The 19,706-nt window shown below is 58.9% G+C and carries 19 protein-coding genes; 15 read left to right on the forward strand and 4 right to left on the reverse strand.

Translation table 11 applies throughout. The features are described from left to right. Window positions 1-46 precede the first annotated feature (46 nt). The 7 genes from JFT86_RS22490 to JFT86_RS22520 all read left to right on the forward strand — a co-directional run bounded on the left by JFT86_RS22490 (window position 47) and on the right by JFT86_RS22520 (window position 9,648). Window positions 47-1,090: an alpha/beta fold hydrolase gene (locus tag JFT86_RS22490; protein ID WP_201233580.1), complete on the forward strand. Its 1,044-nt coding sequence runs from the start codon at window positions 47-49 to the stop codon at window positions 1,088-1,090. A gap of 212 nt (window positions 1,091-1,302) precedes the next feature. Further along, complete coding sequence (locus JFT86_RS22495) at window positions 1,303-2,358, forward strand: Rieske 2Fe-2S domain-containing protein (protein ID WP_201238379.1); 1,056 nt, start codon at window positions 1,303-1,305, stop codon at window positions 2,356-2,358. A gap of 37 nt (window positions 2,359-2,395) precedes the next feature. After that, on the forward strand, window positions 2,396-3,754 hold the full coding sequence (locus JFT86_RS22500; RefSeq protein WP_201238380.1) for an FAD-dependent oxidoreductase: 1,359 nt from the start codon (window positions 2,396-2,398) through the stop codon (window positions 3,752-3,754). 169 nt (window positions 3,755-3,923) lie between these two features. Further along, the gene (locus tag JFT86_RS22505; protein ID WP_201238381.1) at window positions 3,924-4,877 is read left to right on the forward strand and encodes a LysR family transcriptional regulator; all 954 of its coding nucleotides are present in this window, start codon (window positions 3,924-3,926) and stop codon (window positions 4,875-4,877) included. Window positions 4,878-5,015: 138 nt separating this feature from the next. Beyond that, window positions 5,016-5,855, forward strand: a complete 840-nt coding sequence (yghU, locus tag JFT86_RS22510) for a glutathione-dependent disulfide-bond oxidoreductase (protein WP_201238382.1) — start codon at window positions 5,016-5,018, stop codon at window positions 5,853-5,855. A gap of 278 nt (window positions 5,856-6,133) precedes the next feature. Continuing rightward, a complete protein-coding gene (locus JFT86_RS22515; RefSeq protein ID WP_201238383.1) occupies window positions 6,134-8,314 on the forward strand; it encodes a TonB-dependent siderophore receptor in 2,181 nt (726 codons plus the stop codon). A 140-nt stretch (window positions 8,315-8,454) separates the two neighbouring features. Continuing rightward, window positions 8,455-9,648, forward strand: coding sequence for a GAF domain-containing sensor histidine kinase (locus JFT86_RS22520; RefSeq protein WP_201238384.1), 1,194 nt, complete (start codon window positions 8,455-8,457; stop codon window positions 9,646-9,648). Window positions 9,649-9,663: 15 nt separating this feature from the next. Here JFT86_RS22520 and JFT86_RS22525 read toward each other — a convergent pair whose 3' ends face one another. Continuing rightward, complete coding sequence (locus JFT86_RS22525; RefSeq protein WP_201238385.1) at window positions 9,664-10,305, reverse strand: LysE family translocator; 642 nt, start codon at window positions 10,303-10,305, stop codon at window positions 9,664-9,666. A 100-nt stretch (window positions 10,306-10,405) separates the two neighbouring features. Between JFT86_RS22525 and JFT86_RS22530 the strand changes: the two genes are divergently transcribed. Together JFT86_RS22530 and JFT86_RS22535 are read left to right on the forward strand one after the other, a co-directional pair. Further along, window positions 10,406-11,164, forward strand: coding sequence for a phytanoyl-CoA dioxygenase family protein (locus tag JFT86_RS22530; RefSeq protein ID WP_201238386.1), 759 nt, complete (start codon window positions 10,406-10,408; stop codon window positions 11,162-11,164). Further along, window positions 11,161-12,159: a zinc-dependent alcohol dehydrogenase family protein gene (locus tag JFT86_RS22535; RefSeq protein WP_201238387.1), complete on the forward strand. Its 999-nt coding sequence runs from the start codon at window positions 11,161-11,163 to the stop codon at window positions 12,157-12,159. Before JFT86_RS22530 ends, JFT86_RS22535 begins: the two co-directional genes overlap by 4 nt. 115 nt (window positions 12,160-12,274) lie before the next feature. Here the strand turns inward: JFT86_RS22535 and JFT86_RS22540 are convergent, their stop codons facing one another. Together JFT86_RS22540 and JFT86_RS22545 are read right to left on the reverse strand one after the other, a co-directional pair. After that, on the reverse strand, window positions 12,275-12,616 hold the full coding sequence (locus JFT86_RS22540; RefSeq protein ID WP_201238388.1) for a hypothetical protein: 342 nt from the start codon (window positions 12,614-12,616) through the stop codon (window positions 12,275-12,277). 86 nt (window positions 12,617-12,702) lie between these two features. Continuing rightward, on the reverse strand, window positions 12,703-13,341 hold the full coding sequence (locus JFT86_RS22545) for an ATPase (protein ID WP_201238389.1): 639 nt from the start codon (window positions 13,339-13,341) through the stop codon (window positions 12,703-12,705). Between the two features lie 169 nt (window positions 13,342-13,510). On the opposite strand from JFT86_RS22545, the gene JFT86_RS22550 reads away from it, so the two are divergent. The 4 genes from JFT86_RS22550 (at window position 13,511) to JFT86_RS22565 (ending at window position 16,611) form a co-directional block, all read left to right on the forward strand. Further along, complete coding sequence (locus JFT86_RS22550; protein ID WP_201238390.1) at window positions 13,511-13,759, forward strand: hypothetical protein; 249 nt, start codon at window positions 13,511-13,513, stop codon at window positions 13,757-13,759. 55 nt (window positions 13,760-13,814) lie between these two features. Further along, window positions 13,815-14,843: an NAD(P)-dependent alcohol dehydrogenase gene (locus JFT86_RS22555; RefSeq protein WP_201238391.1), complete on the forward strand. Its 1,029-nt coding sequence runs from the start codon at window positions 13,815-13,817 to the stop codon at window positions 14,841-14,843. Between the two features lie 107 nt (window positions 14,844-14,950). After that, window positions 14,951-16,108, forward strand: a complete 1,158-nt coding sequence (locus JFT86_RS22560; protein ID WP_201238392.1) for a GGDEF domain-containing protein — start codon at window positions 14,951-14,953, stop codon at window positions 16,106-16,108. 8 nt (window positions 16,109-16,116) lie between these two features. Continuing rightward, window positions 16,117-16,611: a PaaI family thioesterase gene (locus JFT86_RS22565; RefSeq protein ID WP_201238393.1), complete on the forward strand. Its 495-nt coding sequence runs from the start codon at window positions 16,117-16,119 to the stop codon at window positions 16,609-16,611. Here the strand turns inward: JFT86_RS22565 and mug are convergent. Continuing rightward, window positions 16,608-17,120: a G/U mismatch-specific DNA glycosylase gene (gene mug / locus JFT86_RS22570; protein WP_201233586.1), complete on the reverse strand. Its 513-nt coding sequence runs from the start codon at window positions 17,118-17,120 to the stop codon at window positions 16,608-16,610. The two genes, JFT86_RS22565 and mug, sit on opposite strands and share 4 nt — an antisense overlap. A 174-nt stretch (window positions 17,121-17,294) precedes the next feature. Between mug and JFT86_RS22575 the strand changes: the two genes are divergently transcribed. Together JFT86_RS22575 and JFT86_RS22580 are read left to right on the forward strand one after the other, a co-directional pair. Further along, window positions 17,295-17,741, forward strand: a complete 447-nt coding sequence (locus JFT86_RS22575; RefSeq protein ID WP_201233587.1) for an HIT domain-containing protein — start codon at window positions 17,295-17,297, stop codon at window positions 17,739-17,741. 46 nt (window positions 17,742-17,787) lie between these two features. Continuing rightward, complete coding sequence (locus JFT86_RS22580) at window positions 17,788-19,701, forward strand: hypothetical protein (RefSeq protein ID WP_201233588.1); 1,914 nt, start codon at window positions 17,788-17,790, stop codon at window positions 19,699-19,701. Window positions 19,702-19,706 lie beyond the last annotated feature (5 nt).

The following is a 19,706-nucleotide window of genomic DNA, read 5'->3' on the forward strand; positions in this document are numbered from 1 at the left end:
CAAAGTCCACCTCGCCAATCGAGGCTCATCACGGAAGATAAAAACAATGAAACGTGCTTTCGGCGCTCTGCTTCTTTTCTGCCTGACCACCCACGTATTCGCTGACGACAACTCTATCGGTTTCCAGCGCTCGACCCTGCCGGACGCGAGCAATGAGCGTCCGTTGGAAATGGTCGTCTGGTACCCAGCCGGTGCAACCACTGCCGCACCGAAACTGGTCGCCGACAACCCGGCGTTTGTCGGCGTAATGGTCGCGGAAAATGCGCCACCGGCTGCAGGCGGACATCCGTTGGTAGTGCTCTCACACGGGTACCGCGGCAACTGGAGCAACCAGGCATGGCTGGCCAGCGCGCTCGCGCACCAGGGTTATATCGTCGCGGCGGTCAATCACCCCGGCAGCACCACGCATGACCGCAGCCCTCAGGCGGCGGCACAGTTGTGGCTGCGTCCTGCGGATGTCAGTCGAGCCATCGATGCGGTGACGGCTCAGCCGGAAAAGTTCGGTATGGTCGCAAAACCGCGCATTGCCGTCGTGGGCCACTCTCTCGGCGGCTGGACCAGCCTGGAAATTGCTGGCGCGCGTTTCGATACCGAGCGTTTCGCTGAAGACTGCAAAGTCCATTCGCAATTGTCCAGTTGCTCCGTTTATCAGCAGATGAATCCCGCCAGCAAAGCGGATTCGAAGACACGACTGGCCGCCGACATGCGTGACAAACGCGTCTCTGCCGTGGTGTCACTGGACCTCGGTCTGTCGCGTGGTTTCACCGATGCCAGCCTTGCGGCACTGCCTGTTCCGGTGCTGGTCATCGCAGCGGGCGTGCCGTCGCAAGACCTGCCCGCCCAGCTTGAGTCCGCCGATCTGGCCAAACGACTGCCAAAAACATCGAGCCAATACGTCGAGATCAGCGACGCCAGCCACTTCAGTTTCATGTCGCCATGCAAGCCTGGCGCGATGGAAATGCTGGAAGAAGACGCACCCGGCGACGGCATCATTTGCACCGATGGCGACGGTGGACGCGGCCGAACTGAAATTCAGCAGCAGACGATTTCGCTGATCAGCGAGTTTCTGGCGCGCTCTGCTGCGGGTTGAAATCGGTCAGATGTTTATCACCAATAAGGGAACACGCCACACACATATCGAATTGCACATAAGCAACATGTTCTCCCCGACATGGGCGGGCCGCGCTTGATTCCCTAGCATGGCTCTCGCACTGGTTGCCCGTTTGGCTGGCCAAGCAGCCTTTCGGACAACCAGCGGATGCGCTGCCCTTCAGCGCTATCCCCCTAACAAGGAGAACCGATATGTCAGCCGCCGCCATCGCCTGCAAGGACATCACCTGGAACCCGATCACCCGCTCCAGCACCTTCACCGAACATGATCGCGAGATACTCAAACAGCACTGGCACCCCGTGGCGTTTTCCGCCGACGTCGCTGACAAGCCGTTTGCCGTCACGCTGCTGGACGAACCGCTGGTGCTCTACCGTACCGGCAGCAAAGTGAACGCCGCCCGCGATATCTGCAGCCATCGCGGGGCGCCGTTGAGCAAGGGTTGGGTGCAGGGTGAAAACATCATTTGCCCATACCACGGTTTGCACTTCGGCACCGACGGGCGCTGCACGCGCATTCCGTCCGAACCGAATGCCAACCTCACTGAACGCCATCGCATCCAGATGTATTCGGCCCGTGAAGATTACGGAATGATCTGGATTCTGATGTCCGGTAGCGATGCACCCTTCGCTGAAATGCCATCGTGGAGCGACGAAAATTTTCAGCGCATTCTGCCGCCGTCGCTCGACATCGGCGCATCGGCCGGGCGCCAGGTGGAAGGCTTTATCGACGTTGCCCACTTCGCCTGGATTCACCACGAAGCATTTGCCGAACGCGACAACCCGGTGGTGCCGACCTACAAGGCCGAGGTCACGCCGTACGGTGTCCACGCCGAATACGTCAGCAGCGTCAGCAACTTCCCGAAAAGCCTGCAACATCGAGCGCCGGAAGGTTTTCAGTGGGTACGCACCTTCGATGTCTTTGCGCCATTTACTGCGCGTCTGACGGTGAATTTCCCCGATCCCGAGCACCGTTTGGTCATCCTCAATGCAGCCAGCCCGATCTCGGCACGCAAGACCCGGATGTTCTGCGCGATCACGCGCAACTTCGACAAACACATGCCGCTGGAAGACGTCTACGCCTTCAACCAACAAGTGTTCGAAGAGGACCGCGACATCGTCGAACTGTGCCGCCCGGAGGACTTGCCTCTGGATCTCTCGCTGGAAATCCATATTCCGGCTGATCGTTCCTCCACCGCCTATCGCCGCGCCCTGAGCGCACTGGGACTGGGTCGCGCCTTTACCGCCTGAATCCTGCGCTGCGCATCAATCGATTGGAGTAACCAACATGTTCAAGTGGGAATGTCTGGTCTGCGGTTTCATCTACGATGAGGCAGTGGGCCTGCCGGAGGACGGAATCGCGGCGGGAACGCGCTGGGAGGACGTGCCTGAAGACTGGTTCTGCCCGGAATGCGGCGTCGGCAAAGCCGATTTTTCAATGGTTCGCCTCGCGGACAGCGCAGCGGCGAATCGCCCGCCAGCAGCAACATCTGACCCGGTGATCATTCTGGGTTCGGGGCTGGCCGGTTATACCGTTGCGCGCGAACTGCGCAAACTGGACGCCGACATTGCCATCGTGATCGTGACCCGCGATGGCGGTGAGTTTTACTCGAAACCGGCACTCTCCAATGCCTTCCAGACCGGGCGTTTGCCGGAGCAACTGGTGACGTTCAGCGCCGAGCAAATGGCCGACCAACTGCAAGCGCGGATCATCACGCGAACAACGATAGAGCGCGTCGACACCCATGCGCAGCTGATTTACCTCGACGGTCAGGCGCTGCGCTATCGCTCGCTGGTGCTCGCACTGGGTGCCGACGCCCGCCGCCCGCCCCTGCAAGGCGATGGCATTGAGGCGATCATCACTGTCAACGACCTGGAAGACTACCGAGGCTTTCGTCAGCAGATCGGCAATGCAAGCCGCATCGCCATTCTCGGCGCCGGGTTGATCGGCTGCGAGTTCGCCAACGATCTGCAGCATGCCGGCCATGAGGTCTGCGTGGTTGACCGGGCCACTTGGCCGCTGAGTCGCTTGCTGCCCTCCGAGGCCGGGGAGGAAATGGCCAACGCGTTGGCGTCCATCGGCGTGCGTCTGGAACTGGGCAACGCTCCTGTTGCAGTCCGCCGCTCAGACGCAGGTTTACAGCTGCAATTGACTGACCTGCGCGTGATCGAGGTGGATTATGTGTTGAGCGCCATTGGCCTTGAGCCCCGCGTCGATCTCGCACGTACCGCCGGCATCGCGGTGGCCAACGGCATTATCACCGACGCCTGCCTGCGCACCAGCACGCCGAATGTCTATGCGCTGGGCGATTGCGCTCGCGTTCACGACCTGGTGTTGCCCTACGTCATGCCGATCATGTTGCAGGCGCGAGCCTTGGCTCAGACCCTCGCAGGCCGGCCAACGCCCGTGGCCTATCCGGCGATGCCGGTGACCATCAAGACCAGCGTGCTGCCCACCGTCGTGGCGTCTCCCATGGACAGCGACGGCCTGTGGTCGACCGAATGGGCCGATCGCTGCGACAAGAGCATCGTCAATGTGAAGTCGCTTTACCACGATCAGCACAGGCGAATGCGCGGCTTTGTGCTGATGGGCGCGGCGACTCAACACAAGGCCGAACTTCTGAAATCCCTGCCGGACTGGCGCTAGCCGCGTTTCTTTCAGGCGTAACCCGCAGATTTACTGACGTGGAGAGCTTTGCGTAGACGCATTCTGACGCATCGCTATATAGTCTTTTATATAGCGATACGTCATTCATTACAGCCAGCTCAGGGAGAAGGAACGATCTGTAGATGGACCCATAAGAAGAGATCCTGCCGTGTCTAACGCCGCCCCCAACTGCGATGCCCAACTGATCCGCACGCTGTACACCCTGCTGACCGAATGCAGTGTTTCGCGCACCGCCGAACTGCTGGGGCAATCGCAACCGGCAATCAGTGTTGCCCTGCGGCGATTGCGCGAGCTGACCGGCGATCAACTGCTGGTCCGCAGTGGCAGCCGCATGGTGCTGACCGCCCACGGCCTGACGTTGATCGATCCGGTCTCGCAGGCGCTGAACGGGATCGAGCAGATTCTGCACCCGGTGGACCTGTTCGACCCCGCTACTACCCGCCAGACTTTTCGCATCAGCACCCCGGATTACCTGAGCGTATTTTTTGTGCCGGCGATCATCGAGCGGTTCTACGCACAGGCACCGTTTGCCACGCTTGAACTCAAGCACTTGCAGGCCGAGGGTGGCTATTCGCGTGGTCTGGAGGATGGCTTTCTGGATCTGGTGATCGGTAATTGGAGAGCGCCGGCAGAGCATCTGCATTTGCAGTCCCTGTGCGACGACGATCTGGTCTGCCTGTTGCGCGACGAACACCCGATAGCGCCCGGCGGCCTGACACGCGAAGCCTATATCGAGGCGGATCATCTGGCCGTCATGACCCACAATTCATCAGGTCAGGGCACCATCGGCGCGGAGCTGGCCAAGAGCGGTCTGACGCGGCGAGTGACGACGACCCTGCCCTACTTCTGCATCGCGCCCTATGTGCTGGTGAAATCGAACCTGGTCTTCACCACCACGCGATCGTTCGCCAAGCATTACACCGAACTGTTGCCGCTGCGCATCGAGCCCTTTCCGGTGCCAGCGCAGCCCTTGCGGTATTACCAGCTGTGGCATGCACGCAAGCATCGCTCGCAGGCGTCGAAATGGTTGCGTGGCGTGGTGCAATCCGCCGCCCGGGCGATTGCCCCCGAGCCAATGATGGCCGAACGCGAAGCACTGTAGGAGCTGCCGCAGGTTGCGAAGTTTTTTTGCTGGATGGTTTTGTATATCGGGAGGTAACGATAAATCGTGCTGGCATGAATCGGATTTTTTCCCTACGGTGTTCCTCTGTTCTCAGCCAGTCACGATGAGGTCCGTTTCATGAGCAAAGCGCCCTACGTTCCGCCCAAGGTCTGGAAAAATGAAGCGCCGTCCGGTGGCCAGTTCGCCAGCATCAACCGACCGATTGCCGGGCCGACGCATGAGAAAACGTTGCCGGTCGGCAAGCATCCATTGCAGCTCTACTCGCTGGCCACGCCCAACGGGGTGAAAGTCACCATCCTCCTCGAAGAACTGCTGGCGCTGGGGCACAGCGCCGCCGAATACGACGCGTGGCTGATCCGCATTGGTGAGGGCGATCAATTCTCCAGCGGTTTCGTCGAGATCAATCCCAACTCGAAAATCCCTGCACTGCTGGACCGCAGTGTCGAGCCGCCGGTTCGGGTGTTCGAGTCGGGCTCGATCCTGCTGTATCTCGCCGAGAAGTTCGGCGCATTCCTGCCCAAGGATCCAGCGGGACGCACCGAGACGCTCAACTGGTTGTTCTGGCAGATGGGCGCGGCACCGTATCTGGGCGGCGGATTCGGGCATTTCTATGCCTACGCGCCGGAAAAAATAGAGTACGCGATCAATCGCTTCACCATGGAAGCCAAGCGTCAACTGGATGTGCTGGATCGGCGCCTCGCGCAAAGCCCATACCTGGCCGGCGAGCACTACACGATCGCCGATATCGCGGTCTGGCCCTGGTATGGGCAACTCGTGCGCAACAATGTTTATTCGGCGGCAGAGTTTCTCGCGGCCGAGGAATACACCCATGTGCAGCGCTGGGCAGAGGACATCGCCCAGCGTCCGGCGGTCATCCGTGGGCAGCGAGTCAATCGCACGTGGGGTGATGAGGCGAGCCAGGTGCCTGAACGGCATGACGCTGAAGACCTGAACTGATCCACGCGTTTTCCCTCCCTTCGACCGCGCCCGAGCAGATTTCATGTTGATCGGGCGCGGTCATTTTACCTCCCTCGCCTGAGTCTGCTGATTTCCACTGGAAGCGCCAATTTCTGCCGCTGTGGTGATTGTTTCCCTACGCCGAAAATGTGAAAAATTTGTTAACCAATTGAAGTGGATGGCTTTCTTCGACGGGATCAATCTGACATGCTAATGCGAATACTTCTTACAAGCATATGCATCAGATTCGTTTTGGTTACTTTTGGGGAAGCAGATTGATGTCGTTTCACACCCGCCACCGCCGTTCGAACCTCTCACCCAACCTTCTGGCACTCGCCATTGGCATGGTCAGCCTCTCATCCGTTTCAGCCGATGAGGCTCCAGCGCAATCGCCTGAAACTGCTGCCCCACCCGCCACGCTGGAACTTGGCGCAACCGAGATCGGTGCCACCCAGATGAGCAGCACCACCGAGGGTTCGCAGTCTTACACCACAGGCCCCATGCAGACCGCGACCAAGCTGTCGCTGACCATGCGCGAAACGCCGCAAGCCGTCACCGTCATCACCCGGCAACGCATGGACGATCAGGGCATGACCAGCATCAACGATGTGGTGCGAGGCACGCCGGGGCTGTTCCTCAACCAGTCCAGTGGTCCGGGCCGACAGGCTTACAGCGCACGCGGCTTCGACATCGACAACATCATGTACGACGGACTGCCCAGCTCCTATCAGCCGTATTCGATGGCGGTGCAACCGAACCTGGCGATGTTTGACCGAGTGGAAATCGTTCGCGGTGCTACCGGCCTTGTCACGGGCGCCGGCAATCCGTCAGCCGCGATCAACATGGTGCGCAAACGCCCGACGGCCACCCCGCAGGTGACGCTCACTGGCGCGGCTGGCAGTTGGGATGATTATCGTGGCGAGATCGACGCTTCCGGCGCGCTGAACGACAGCGGCACGCTGCGTGGCCGTGTGGTGGGTTCCTATCAGGGCGCCGACAGTTTCCGCGACAAGGAACAAAACGATCACGGCCTGTTCTACGCCATCGGTGAAGCCGACCTGAGCGACAGCACCACCGCGACCCTGGGTTTCTCCCGGCAAAATGAACAAACCAACTATTTCTGGGGCGGATTGCCGATCGGCACCAACGGCCATCACCTTGATCTGCCCCGCTCCACCTACCCCGGCACCGATTGGGAAAACAAGAAGCTGCAGATCGACACGGTCTTCGGCGAAGTCGAGCATCGCTTCGACAACGACTGGAAACTGCACGTCGCCGGCTCGTCCTCGACGCTCAACGGCGAGTTCTCCGGTACGTACCTGTCGCGCTACACCGGCCCGCTGGAAACCACCGCTTACCAATCGCACAACACCGACAAGCAGAGCGCTTTCGACGGTTTTGCCAGCGGCCCGTTCGAAGCCTTCGGTCGCACCCACGAACTGGTCGTCGGCGCCAGCCATCGCGTCTACGATGCAACGTCCAAGGAATATGACCCGTACACCACGGCCTGGCCGATCGGTGCGCCAAAGCCCGATTTCGTGCGTGACGGCAAGACGCGCAGCGTGGCCACTCAGGATGCCGCTTACCTCACCACCCGTTTGAGCCTGGCCGATCCGCTGACGCTGATCCTCGGCAGTCGCCTGGACTGGTATGACTACGATGACCGCAGCGGCGACGGCGACTACAAAGTCACCCGCAACCTGACGCGTTACGCCGGCCTGATCTACAAGCTGGACGACCATCATTCCGTCTACGCCAGCTACACCGACATCTTCACCCCGCAAACCTCGAAGGATCTCTCCGGCAAAGTGCTGGACCCGATCGTCGGTGAAAACTACGAGGTTGGCATCAAGGGCGAATATTTCAACGGCGCCCTCAACGCCAGTCTGGCCGTGTTCCAAATGGACCAGACCAACCGCGCAACCCTGGCGGAAAATCAGTTCGGCTGCCCGGTCATGACCTGCTACACCGGCTCGGGCAAAGTGCGCAGCCAGGGCATCGACATGGAGTTGCAAGGCGCGCTGACCGAAAACTGGCAGCTCGGCGCTGGCTACACCTATACCCGCGCGCACTACATCAAGGACGAAAACCCGGCCAACAATAATCAGCAATTCAAAACCGACACGCCTGAGCACTTGTTCAAGGTCTCGACGGTGTACCGCTTCCAGGGGCCGTTACAAAAACTCCGCGTCGGTGGCAACGTCTATTGGCAGAGCCGCATGTACAACGACGTCGCGCTTGCCAATGGCGGCAACTATCGATTGGAACAAGGTAGCTACGCGACCACCGACCTGATGGCCGGATACGAACTCACCAAACACCTCGACCTGCAAGTCAACGCGAACAATATCTTTGATCGCGTCTACTACTCGGCCATCGGCAGCAACATCACGTGGGGAGCCAACGACAATTACGGCAATCCGCGCAGTTACATGCTGACCGCCAAATACAAGTTCTAAGCCGCGCAATACCCGCAACAACATCGACCAAGGGCGCCCCGGAAAATCCGCGGCGCCCTTGGCTTTTGTGCAACCGGCCTATTAGCAATAGGCGACAAGAAGCGATAGTCTCTGACCCGACATCATTTCGAAGCACGCCCATGACCAGCCCAGAGTTCACATCAGACATTGAAGCCATCCGCAGCATTGATGCGGTGCCCGTGATCCTGAGCATGGTCAAGCACCTGACCGGCATGCGCTTCGCCGCCGTAGCCCGCGTTACCGAAAAAAACTGGGTGGCCTGCGCGGTCGACGACTCCATTGATTTCGGGCTCAAACCCGGTGGCGAACTGGTGCTCGAATCGACTATCTGTCATGAAATCCGTCAACACCAACAGCCCGTCATCTTCGGCCACGCCAGCCTGCACCCGCTGTTTTCGCGGCATCACACGCCAAAGACCTATGGGCTGGAGAGCTACATTTCCATTCCCATCGTCAGAGCCAACGGCGATTTTTTCGGCACGCTCTGTGCGATCGACTCCGTACCGGCCAATCTGGACGAACCGGCCATTGCAAAGACGCTGACGCTGTTCGCCCAACTGATTGCCATGAGCCTCGACACGCAAAGTCGTCTGCTGGCCACCAAAACCGAGCTGGACAACGCCCATGAACTGGGCCGGCTGCGCGAGCAATTCATCGCGGTACTGGGCCATGACCTGCGCACACCGCTGAGCGCCATTCGCATGAGCGCCGACCTGCTGGAAAGCAAGACCGAAGACAAACGCTCGCTGAATTTCATTGCGGCGATCCGCAACAGTTCCGTGCGCATGGGGGTGCTGATCGAAAACATCCTCGACTTTGCCCGGGGACGGCTCGGTGGCGGTATTCCGCTGCAACGCAAATTGGTGGATGACTTGCAGGCCACGTTGCTGTCGACCCTTGAGGAAATCAAGGTGTCCCATCCCAAGGCGACCTTTATTCATTCGCTGGACGTGCCGGCAGGTATTTATTGCGATGCATTGCGCATCAGCCAGTTGTTGTCGAACCTGCTGGGCAACGCGGCCACCCATGGTTCAACCCTCGCGCCGATCATCCTCAAGGCCTACGCCGAGAACGACGAGATTGTCATTTCGCTGACCAACCAGGGCACGCCGATTCCGGCGCAATTGATGCCATTGTTGTTCGAGCCCTTTTCCCGATCCGAAGCCGGGCAACGCTGCGAAGGGCTGGGTCTGGGGCTTTACATCGCGTCGCAGATCACTACGGCGCACAACGGCACCTTGAGCGTCACCTCAGACGCCGAATCGGGAACGCGTTTTGTGGCGCGGTTCCCGGCGCAGTTCAAATGGCTCTGAGCAACCGCTCTGCCCTCAAGCCGTCTGCCGGCGCATCGTCAGGATCGCCGCACCAAAGCCGATAAAGGTCGTCCCCACGACCCGACTGACCCAGCGGGACAGCGCGGGCCGGGTCAATACGCCTTTGGCCCGCGATGCGAGTGCGGCATAGACGCTCAACGACGACACCGACAACGCCATGAAAATCCCGGTAAGGATCATGAATTGCGGCAGCAAAGCCGCGCCCTGATCGATGAACTGCGGGAACAGTGCGGTGAAAAACATGGTTGCCTTGGGATTGGTCACGGCGGTCAGGAAGGCTGACTTATAGAGCTTGCCGCGAGTCGGGCGCGGCTTGTTCGCGTCGCCCTCGATACCGTTCGCAAGCATCGAGCCCTTGTTGAACAACTGCTTGACGCCGAGGTAGAACAGATAGCCGGCACCAACGATTTTCACCGCGTTGAACAACCACTCTGAACTCGCCAGCAAGGCACCCAACCCGAGCATGGCCGCGGCCGACAGGCAAAACAGACCACTGGCATTGCCCAGTGACGACCAGATCGTGCTGCGCTGCCCGTGGGCCAGACTGTTATTGATCGCCATCAGCGTCGCGGGGCCGGGACTTGCAATGGCGATCGCGGCGACCAGGGTAAACGCCAGAATCGAGTGAGAATCCATTTTCAATGCTCGTGGTAAGTGATGGGCTGCATATTACAGGAGCCGGGCGCGCTGTCGCTTTTCACGGCTATAACTGTACTGCGCCCCTGCCGAGAAAACCATGACTGACCGCGAACAGCTACATCGACAAGGCTTTGCCCTGCTTCGTGGCGCGATTCCCACCGAATGGCTGGATGCCCTGCGCGCCGCGTTTGATGCCGGGGTGAAGCCCTCAGCGCAATGGCCAGTCCCACGGGGCATGGATTGGCGCCACTCGCATCTGGACCTTGATCCAACGATTCAGGCCGTGTGCCGTCTGCCTCAGGTACTGGCGGTGGCCGGAGAACTGATCGCAGAACGGTTTTTTCTCGCGCAAGTGGAAGGTCGCGAGCCGCTGCTGGGGGGCGGTTTTCAATCCTTGCACCGCGACCTCTCGGCGCAGCGGCCGGGCGACAGCGTCAGCGCTCTCGCCTACTTCGACGATTACGGCCCCGAGAACGGCGCCACACGAATTGTCCCCGGCAGCCATCGTCCAACGCCTGGCGCCCCCCCTTTCGACTTCAATGACGAATCGCAAACGGTGCAACTTGCGGGCTGCGCCGGTGACATCCTGCTGTTTGACGTCGATCTGGTGCACGCGGGCAGCCTGAACCCCAGCGGCGCACGTCGGCGCTCGGTGCTGATCAGCTACTGGGCCGAGTCTCTCTACGCATCGCATCTGGAAACTCTGAGCCTGCGCAGTGTCCGCATGGACACAACTGATCGCTTCGAACCCTCGGACTTTGCCTACACGTCGCGTCCACCTTCAGGGATCGACAAACCTGCGCTCAGCCACCACCATTGCCCTCTCCTTAAAAATGACAGCGAGGCGTTGCAATGAGCCAATCGACTATTCGTGCGTTGATCCTGGATGACTACGCCACTAACGCCTTTCGTGAAGCGCAGATCAGTTGCCCGCAACCAAAAGCCAATGAAGTGCTGGTACGTGTCGTCGCCAGTGGCGTAAACCCGATCGACTACAAGATTCGCTCCGGCAACGCACCGTACGCCATGCCGGAACTGCCGGCGATTCTCGGCACAGACATGGCCGGTGTGATCGAGGCCGTGGGCGCCGACATCCAGCATCTGGCCGTGGGTGATGAGGTTTACGGGATGGTCGGAGGCGTGCGTGGCTTGCCCGGCTCACTCGCCGAATACATCGCGGTGGATGCCGATCTGCTGTCGCGCAAGCCAAAAAATCTGAGCTTTCGTGAAGCCGCGGCGATACCGCTGGTGTTTCTGACGGCGTGGGAAGGTCTGGTGGATCGCGCTCATGTCCAGGCCGGGCAGAAAGTGCTGGTACATGGCGGTGCCGGCGGTGTCGGTCACATGGCCGTGCAGATCGCCAAGGCCTTGGGTGCCGAAGTGTTCGCCACGGTGTCGCCGGGCAAGCGCTCGATTGTCGAAGGCTACGGCGCCACCGCCATCGACTACCGCGACGTGCCGGTCGAGCAATACGTAAACCAGTACACCGCTGGCAAAGGTTTCGATGTGATTTATGACACGGTCGGAGGCAAGAGCCTCGATGACGCCTTTGCGGCGATTCGCCTGTATGGCCACGTCACCAGTTGCGCGGCGTTCGGCACCCACAACCTCGCTACCGGTTCGCTGCGCAGTGCGACGCTGTCGGGAATTTTTGTGTTGCTGCCGATGCTCACCGGCACCGGACGCAAGCACCACGCCGAGATTCTCGGTTACGCCACGCGGCTGATCGAGGAAGGCAAGGTCAAGCCATTGATGCATCCGCAGCGTTTTACCCTGAGTGAGGCGCGTCAGGCCCACGATGCCGTCGAGCAAGGCACGGGCGTCGGCAAGGTGGTGATTGATATCGCCTGAACCTCAACGATTGCGGGCAAAAAAAAGCCCCGTGACCGAATGAAGGCACGGGGCGAAAAATTGGTTGGTTGCGGCCAACCAAAGGAGCTCTGTCAGATACGGTGACCAGGTGAAATCAGATGCAGTCCTGAGCTGCCTGTTCAAAAGTCGATGGCAGGAAATTCGAGGCCAACAGGTGACGCTCGTAGAGGAACACCTTGCCGCCACTGCCGGCCTTGTAGGCTTCCAGCACGTTGTCGGCCGACACCATGCTTGGCACCACGATCCGGTAGCTGCGCTGGGTCTGCGAAACCGTCGGGTGTAGCGCGCTGCCCTGCAACTTCGGCACTACGCAATCGGCGTACTGTGCGGGTGTCTTGCTGGTGTGCAACGTCAAGGTCGGATCGTTCGGCGCGGAGGCGCAACCGGCGAGCAACAAAGAAGCAAAAGCCATGGCAAGCACGAATAAAGGACGCATCGGTGTAATCCTGAAAATAAAGGTTCGGTTCAACCGGCAACGGTCCAGCTTCACGGCGCCGCCGCTGCCATTTATGTTTTAGGTGTTCAGCTTGCGGACACCAACGCCTTGAGTGAGCTGTCGAACTGCTTCAGTGCGTTGAGTTGCAGGTCACGTTGTTTCTCGATTTGCGCAGCGATTTGCGGCGCTGCCTGGTTGTGGACCCAAACCGATGGCAGCTGTTTTTCCACCGCCCCTTCAGCCTTGCCGATGTATTGCAGGTCGGCATCGTAGAAACGTGCGGTGAATCGCGCTTCGACCAGGCTGTTACGTTGGGTCAACAAGCGATTGAAGGTGTCGAGTTTCACCACCACATCCGGATGGGCCTGGACCAGCGCATCAAGGCTGTCGTAGACGGTCACCGACAAGAACTGTTGCTGCAACGAACTCACCAGCCAGTCGATGGCTAATTCCGGATCAGAGCTTTCAACGAAGGCTTCGCGAATCCGCGAGTCGAGCGCATCTTTCGCGCCGTTGACCGCCATGTCGTGGTAACGCTCAAGGTATTGCAGGTTATCCAGAGTGGTTTCGCTGTACAGCACGCCGACGGTCTGCGAATGCTGCAACGTGGCACTGCTGCCAGTAATGGTTTGGAAATGACACGACCGGGCATCGTCTGCGTAAGTCGGTGCAGCAGCAGCGCCTGTCAGCAGTGCGGCCAGCGCCAGTCGAGTCAGAATGTTCATCGCGCAAATTCCTTGAGCTGCGTTTCGATAGAGGCGATTTTCCGCCCATTGACGCGAAAGCAGAACTTGCGTTTCGTGATGGTCACTATTACTTCTAGCGATAGTTGCGCGACGTGCAGACTGCTACACACTCAAACACAACTAGAAAAACATGAATGAGGAACCCTCCTTGAGAACGTTTGACCTGATCCGAGACGCCGTTCTGCCCGATTTCCGCGAGCGGGTGGCTGAATACCTGGTCCAGTACGAAAGTGTATTGCTCGACAGAAACCACGCCGACCCGCAGCTCATTCGGGACACTGCCCATGAGTTGCGCGGTTACTTGCGCGGCCTGAACACCACGCGGGTATTGGGAATGGCGTATTGGGAAGAGCTGGATCGACGAGTCGTTGATACGTGGCTCGCGCCAGACAAATGACCGACTAGACTTTCCGGGCTGCCAATGTCTCTGTCTGTCTACCCGGAGGTGTCCCATGAGCAACAGCGAACCCGCAACTTTCAATGGCTGGGCTGCCACCGCTGCTGGTGCGCCACTGGAACGTTACAGCTATGATCCCGGCGCATTGGGCGAAGAAGATGTCGAAGTCGCTGTGGAATACTGCGGTGTCTGCCACTCCGATCAGTCGTTGATCGACAATGACTGGGGCATCAGCCGCTATCCGTTCGTCCCCGGCCACGAAGTGGTCGGCAAAATCGTGCGCATGGGTCCACAGGTGCGCGGTCTCGAACTCGGTCAGCGGGTCGGGATCGGTTGGTACAAGGGCAGTTGCATGCACTGCTCGTCCTGCATCTCCGGCTCACAACAACTGTGCGGCACCGCGCAGCCGACCATCATCGGCAGCAACGGCGGTTTCGCTGACCGTTTGCGCGCGCACTGGGCCTGGGCGATTCCGGTCCCCGAAAAGCTCGATCCGGCGCTGGTCGGGCCGCTGTTCTGTGCAGGCTCGACGGTGTTCAACCCGCTGCTGCAGTTCGGCGTCAAACCCACCGACCGCGTCGGCGTGGTCGGCATCGGTGGCCTCGGCCATCTGGCGCTGCGCTTTCTCAATGCCTGGGGCTGCGAGGTCACTGCCTTCACCTCATCGCTGAACAAGCAGGACGAAGCCAAACGGCTTGGCGCGCATAACGTCGTCGCTTCAACCGATAGCGAAGCGTTGAAGGCGATTGCCGGCACTCTGGACTTCCTGCTGATCAGCGCCAATGCCGACCTCGATTGGCCGGCCATGCTCGCCACCCTGCGCGGCAACGGCCGCTTGCACTTCGTCGGCATTGTGCCCAGCGCCATCCCGGTGCATGTGTTCGATCTGATTCCGCAGCAAAAATCGCTCTCCGCCTCACCGGTAGGCTCGCCGGGCACCATGGCGACCATGCTGGAGTTCTGTGCGCGGCACCAGATCCTGCCGCAGGTCGAGATGTTTCCCATGAGCAAGGTCAACGAAGCGGTTGATCACCTGCGCAGCGGCAAAGCGCGCTACCGCGTCGTACTGGACGCCAGCCAATAAAACAGCGGCGCGTCGGCCAGTGCCGTACGCGCCGCCCCTCCTGCCAAAACAGCCCCGAACGCTTACAATCGCCCGTCTAATTGCCAACCAGACAGGCTCCGCCAGAAATGCCGCTCGACCCTCCTACGATGTTGACTATCTCGATCGCACTCGCAGCCGCCGCTGCGCTGTATCTGACGATCGAGTGGCGCAGTATTCGTGAGCCTTCGCTACTGTTCTGGAGCGCCGGTTTCGCCACGATCACCGTCGGTTCAACCCTGGCCCTGCTGCGCAGCAGTGGTTTTCTACTGATCGGCATCTGGTTCGCCAACGGCCTGCTGGTGACTGCACATTTTCTATTTCTGCTGGGTGTTGCGCGCTTCACCCAAGCACGCCTGTCTCGCGCCTGGTCGCTGATCTTTGTCATCTGGCTGATCATGCTGCTGTTACCGGACGGGCCACTGTGGTCGAAGGTCATGCTGGCGGCCAACTCTTTGCTAGTGGCGCTGTCGACGCTCAAGGCGAGTTTGCTGCTGCGCCCCCACGGCAAGTCGCTGAGCGTCGGTGCGGTACAACTACGCTACGTCTTGCTGGCCCACGGGATTTTCTATGTGCTCAAAGCGCTGACCGTGATGATTCCCGGCACGCTCATCGATCTGGCGGCGTTTCGTGGCGAGATCATTCAGATCTCGCTGGTCGAAGGCGCCATGGCGATCATGCTGATCGCGCTGTCAATGACCGGCACCGAGCGCTACCGTCGTGAAAAAGAGATTGCCCGTCTCGCCGCCCGCGATCCGCTGACCGCCCTGTACAACCGCCGTGCCCTGGAAATGCGCGCACCGCGCCTGTTGGAGGGCGTCTCGCCGGAACAACCTGGCGCCCTACTATTGATCGATATCGACAATTTCAAACTGGTCAACGATCAGTACGGCCACACCGCCGGCGACCGCTTGCTGATCGCATTGAGCGAGTTGATCCGTGCGCTTCTGCCCCGGGAATCGTTGACGGCGCGTCTGGGCGGGGACGAGTTCGTGATCCTGCTGGCCAACGCCTCCAATGAACGCATTGTTGAATTGGGCAACGCCTTGCGCGAGCAGTTCATGACCACGTCTTCACAGACATTCCCGACGCCTGACGCCGTGACGCTGAGCATCGGCGCCACGGTTTTCGCCACACCGCCCACTAGTCTCGCCGCACTGATCGAACAAGGCGACGCCGCGCTGTATGAATCCAAACGCGGTGGGCGCAATCGTATTCGCCTGACCGGGCTCACCACTCCAGGATGACCATCCCCATGTCCAGCTTCGACACCTCACTGCAAGACAGCGCCGCGCCTGAAGGCGTTTGCTATGGCTGTGGCGGCCGCAACCCGCACGGTCTGCACATCAAAAGCCACTGGCACGAAGACGGCATCCACGTTGTCGCGCAACATCTGCCTGACGCCCAATACTGCGGCTGGCCGGAACTGGTTTACGGCGGGCTGATCGCGATGCTGGTCGATTGCCATTCCAACTGGACCGCAATGGCTTATCACTACCGTGCAGAAAATCGCCAGCCCGGCACCCTGCCCCGCATCGACTGCGTCACCGGCAACCTCGGCATCAAGTTCATCAAACCGACGCCGATGGGCGTAGCGTTGACCCTCAAGGCGAAAGTCGAAGGTGACGTCGGGCGCAAGACCCGAGTGATCTGCGAGGTGTTTGCAGGGGATGTGCTGACAGCGGTGGGTGACTCGGTTTTTGTGCGGGTCGACACCGCGCAATTGGCAGCGGCGGCGCAAGGACGCTAAGGCTTGGCTGCCAGACGAAGTGCTTGATACGCCGTGACCAATTGCTCCTGCGTGAACGCCAGATTGCGCCCACTCGGATTAGGCAACACCCACACCGCCGCTCCGCCGAAGGTGCTGTCCTGACGCCCCCACTGCACCTCACGTTGACCGGACAACGCGGCAAACGCCGCTTTGCCCAGAAACGCAACAAAGTCTGGCGCACAGTGGATGATTTTCTGCTCGAAGGCTGCCGCGGCGGTATCGAATTCGTGCCGTGACAGTTGATCAGCCCGCGCCGTCGGGCGATCCACGACAGCGGTCAATCCGCAGTGATATTGCAGAATCGTCCGGTCATTTTCCGGGCAAATCTCCTCAGGCGTGAACCCGGCCAGATGCAGCGTGCGCCAGAACCGATTACCTCGCCCGGCAAAGTGATGCCCCTGCGCGGCGGCTAACAGGCCGGGGTTGATGCCGCAAAAAATCACTGAAAGATCTTTATCGAGAATGTCGTTGAGTTTTTCCGGGGGCATAAGGCGCTCAAACGTTGAAACAATATGGGCGATTGACGATGCCGCCAACGATACCTAATCTCCGGACACTTCGCCCAAGGCAATACGCCGCCCCGAACATTCAGGTCGCGCCCAATCCTTGGGCGTTTTGCTATCTGAAGACTGCTTGTGACACAACATCATTAAGGACAATGAATGCCGCTGATTTCGCAACGCGTAGAACTGGCACGCAACGGAGCCAACGATAAAGTCATCTGCCGCATGCCATCCGGCTGGGCGGTGATGGGCGATGTGCAATTTCTTCCCGGCTACTGTCTGCTGCTTCCCGACCCCGTCGTGCCAAGCCTCAACGATCTTGATGGCGACGCCAGAGCCACTTACCTGCTCGATATGGCCCGCCTCGGCGATGCAGTGTTGCAGGCGACGGATGCATTGCGCATGAACTATGAAATCCTCGGAAACTCGGAACCCGAGTTGCACTGCCACCTTTTTCCTCGATACGCCTCGGAACCGGAAGAAAAGCGCAAGATGCCGGCGTGGTTCTATGACTGGAAGAACGCGGTGCCCTATGCAGAGGAAGTGCATGGTGAGTTGCGAACAAGGATTGCTGATTTGTTGGGTGCTACGAGTAGGCCTCAGTAGTTTTTTGAACCGGCAGTGAACCCCGTCAAGGACAGATGCAGACGATATGAAGACACCCACCTGGTTCATACCACTCAGCGAATCACTGAGTACTTTGCTAAAACATGGAGCCACCCCGGACTCGACGAATCTGAGCCGGTATGAAGTGGCGTCCATCCTCTACGTACTCCAGCTGTCGAAGCCTCTCAAATCTCCCGCTCCCTCAGCTCTGGACCTGGAGCGTAAGTTTGCAACAATCCTTGCTGTCCCCAGCGACCAACTCAGGGCGGCTCTGACTGAAAGCTACAATCAGGCGGCTTTCATTGCAGGCTTGGCGAGAATCTCCGATCTGGGCATTGGTCTGGTTGATAAGAAAACCATTTCCAATCATCCATTCATTCGCCCTGAAGGCGATTGGGATTTCGATTTCGCCAGACGTTATCGGGATATCTACGGGGCCATCAGTCACGAACATGTTCGGCCCGGTGGTGCGATTATCAGGTTAAGTGATCACCAACTTCGCTTGATCCACAACATCAGGGCTAACCTGGAAGATTCGATCGAAACACAAGCGCTTGCAGGGACGGGAAAAACCTTTGTTCTTGATGAAGTCATGGCGCTGATGCCAGAAAAGCGATTTATTTTCATGACAGACGCCGAGCCCAAGCTTAAAGCGATCCGTGCTCGGTTCACCGCAAAAAAAGTGCCCACGTCTACCTTCAAAAGATTGGCAGAGTCCACGCTGTCGGGTGGAAACGAGTTCCTCCAAAACAAGATGGAGGCAGAGTCTCGTCTACCCTTGTCCTATTCTCAGTTGGCTGAACAAGTCGGGCTTGGCCCTATCGGCAACCGGGGTGCCACACAGGTAGCAGCATTGTGCTGGTCCGTTATCTTTAAGTTTTGCATGTCAAAGGACCGATACATTACATCCCGCCATATTCCACTGGATCAAATTCGTTGGCTATCAATGAAGGATCAGGAAATTGTTGCTGCGGTATCGGTCAGACTCTGGAACCAACTGATTCAACTGGATATGGAAGCCCCTTCTCTGCCGGTGCGTGGATACCACCGCATCAAACAAATGTCCCTGGAGAATCTTTACATTCCGGAACGTTTCGACACAGTACTGATAGACGAGAGCCATGACCTTTCCGCCCCTATGGTTGTAATACTCGACAAATCACCTCAAACCGTGATCTCCCTGGGCGACCAATTTCAGAACCTGGAAGGTCAGTACGTACCGCACAGTGCAATAATTCGTCATCGAGAAATGGCGACATCCCTACGTGCCGGGCCACCTCTAGTTGAATACATCAACCCGCTTCTAGAGATTTTTCCTGACGCTTCCAGCTCACCGTTCATGGCTGATAAAGCGAAAGAAATGGTAGTCAGGCAATACTCTGCTGATGCTTTCCCTCCCGAAGCGAGCGTCATTCTGGTCGCGGACAACTGGGGAATATTCGACTGGCTCCTTCGTAGCCGCGAAATGGGCAAAGGAGCAGCTGTTATCGACTGGAATCGTGATGTCGAGTCGTTTTTAAGCGACTGCTGGGGTTTGTTTATGGATATCAACAAACCGACTCACGGTGCTCTTGCGCGCTATCGGACCTGGGATCAACTCCATGAAGCGATGAAGTGGAATCATGCGTTTCTCAGGGTTGAAAGATGGCTGAGTACGGTCGGTGTCAAAATTGGTGTATCGGGTCTTTACAAGCGTGCCAGCCACGATGAGTTTGCGAATCACCTTCCCATTCGCCCACTGTTGGCAACAGTTTTCGCCGTCAAGAACTTCGAGTTCAAGCGAATGGCTATCTCAGAGGACCTCTACTATTCCCCGGACCTGTTAGGTAAAAGGGTGCTTTCCAAAAAACTCGCCTTGCTCTACACAGCAATTACTCGTGCGTGCGGAGAAATCTACTTTCCAGACACCCATCAAGTGTGGATGGATGACATAACGCGTGCAGCTGGGAGCTTGAGGTAAACACT

It is taken from the genome of Pseudomonas sp. TH06, from assembly GCF_016651305.1.
Lineage (GTDB): Bacteria > Pseudomonadota > Gammaproteobacteria > Pseudomonadales > Pseudomonadaceae > Aquipseudomonas.

What these genes read in the sequence shown, in the direction of transcription:
- JFT86_RS22515 (WP_201238383.1), top strand. Translation starts at nt 6,134, where the DNA reads ATGTCGTTTCACACCCGCCACCGCCGTTCGAACCTCTCACCCAACCTT.
- JFT86_RS22490 (WP_201233580.1), top strand. Translation starts at nt 47, where the DNA reads ATGAAACGTGCTTTCGGCGCTCTGCTTCTTTTCTGCCTGACCACCCAC.
- JFT86_RS22520 (WP_201238384.1), top strand. Translation starts at nt 8,455, where the DNA reads ATGACCAGCCCAGAGTTCACATCAGACATTGAAGCCATCCGCAGCATT.
- JFT86_RS22500 (WP_201238380.1), top strand. Translation starts at nt 2,396, where the DNA reads ATGTTCAAGTGGGAATGTCTGGTCTGCGGTTTCATCTACGATGAGGCA.
- JFT86_RS22535 (WP_201238387.1), top strand. Translation starts at nt 11,161, where the DNA reads ATGAGCCAATCGACTATTCGTGCGTTGATCCTGGATGACTACGCCACT.
- JFT86_RS22565 (WP_201238393.1), top strand. Translation starts at nt 16,117, where the DNA reads ATGTCCAGCTTCGACACCTCACTGCAAGACAGCGCCGCGCCTGAAGGC.
- JFT86_RS22525 (WP_201238385.1), bottom strand. Translation starts at nt 10,305, where the DNA reads ATGGATTCTCACTCGATTCTGGCGTTTACCCTGGTCGCCGCGATCGCC.
- JFT86_RS22530 (WP_201238386.1), top strand. Translation starts at nt 10,406, where the DNA reads ATGACTGACCGCGAACAGCTACATCGACAAGGCTTTGCCCTGCTTCGT.
- yghU (WP_201238382.1), top strand. Translation starts at nt 5,016, where the DNA reads ATGAGCAAAGCGCCCTACGTTCCGCCCAAGGTCTGGAAAAATGAAGCG.
- JFT86_RS22540 (WP_201238388.1), bottom strand. Translation starts at nt 12,616, where the DNA reads ATGCGTCCTTTATTCGTGCTTGCCATGGCTTTTGCTTCTTTGTTGCTC.
- JFT86_RS22560 (WP_201238392.1), top strand. Translation starts at nt 14,951, where the DNA reads ATGCCGCTCGACCCTCCTACGATGTTGACTATCTCGATCGCACTCGCA.
- JFT86_RS22580 (WP_201233588.1), top strand. Translation starts at nt 17,788, where the DNA reads ATGAAGACACCCACCTGGTTCATACCACTCAGCGAATCACTGAGTACT.
- JFT86_RS22575 (WP_201233587.1), top strand. Translation starts at nt 17,295, where the DNA reads ATGCCGCTGATTTCGCAACGCGTAGAACTGGCACGCAACGGAGCCAAC.
- mug (WP_201233586.1), bottom strand. Translation starts at nt 17,120, where the DNA reads ATGCCCCCGGAAAAACTCAACGACATTCTCGATAAAGATCTTTCAGTG.
- JFT86_RS22545 (WP_201238389.1), bottom strand. Translation starts at nt 13,341, where the DNA reads ATGAACATTCTGACTCGACTGGCGCTGGCCGCACTGCTGACAGGCGCT.
- JFT86_RS22495 (WP_201238379.1), top strand. Translation starts at nt 1,303, where the DNA reads ATGTCAGCCGCCGCCATCGCCTGCAAGGACATCACCTGGAACCCGATC.
- JFT86_RS22555 (WP_201238391.1), top strand. Translation starts at nt 13,815, where the DNA reads ATGAGCAACAGCGAACCCGCAACTTTCAATGGCTGGGCTGCCACCGCT.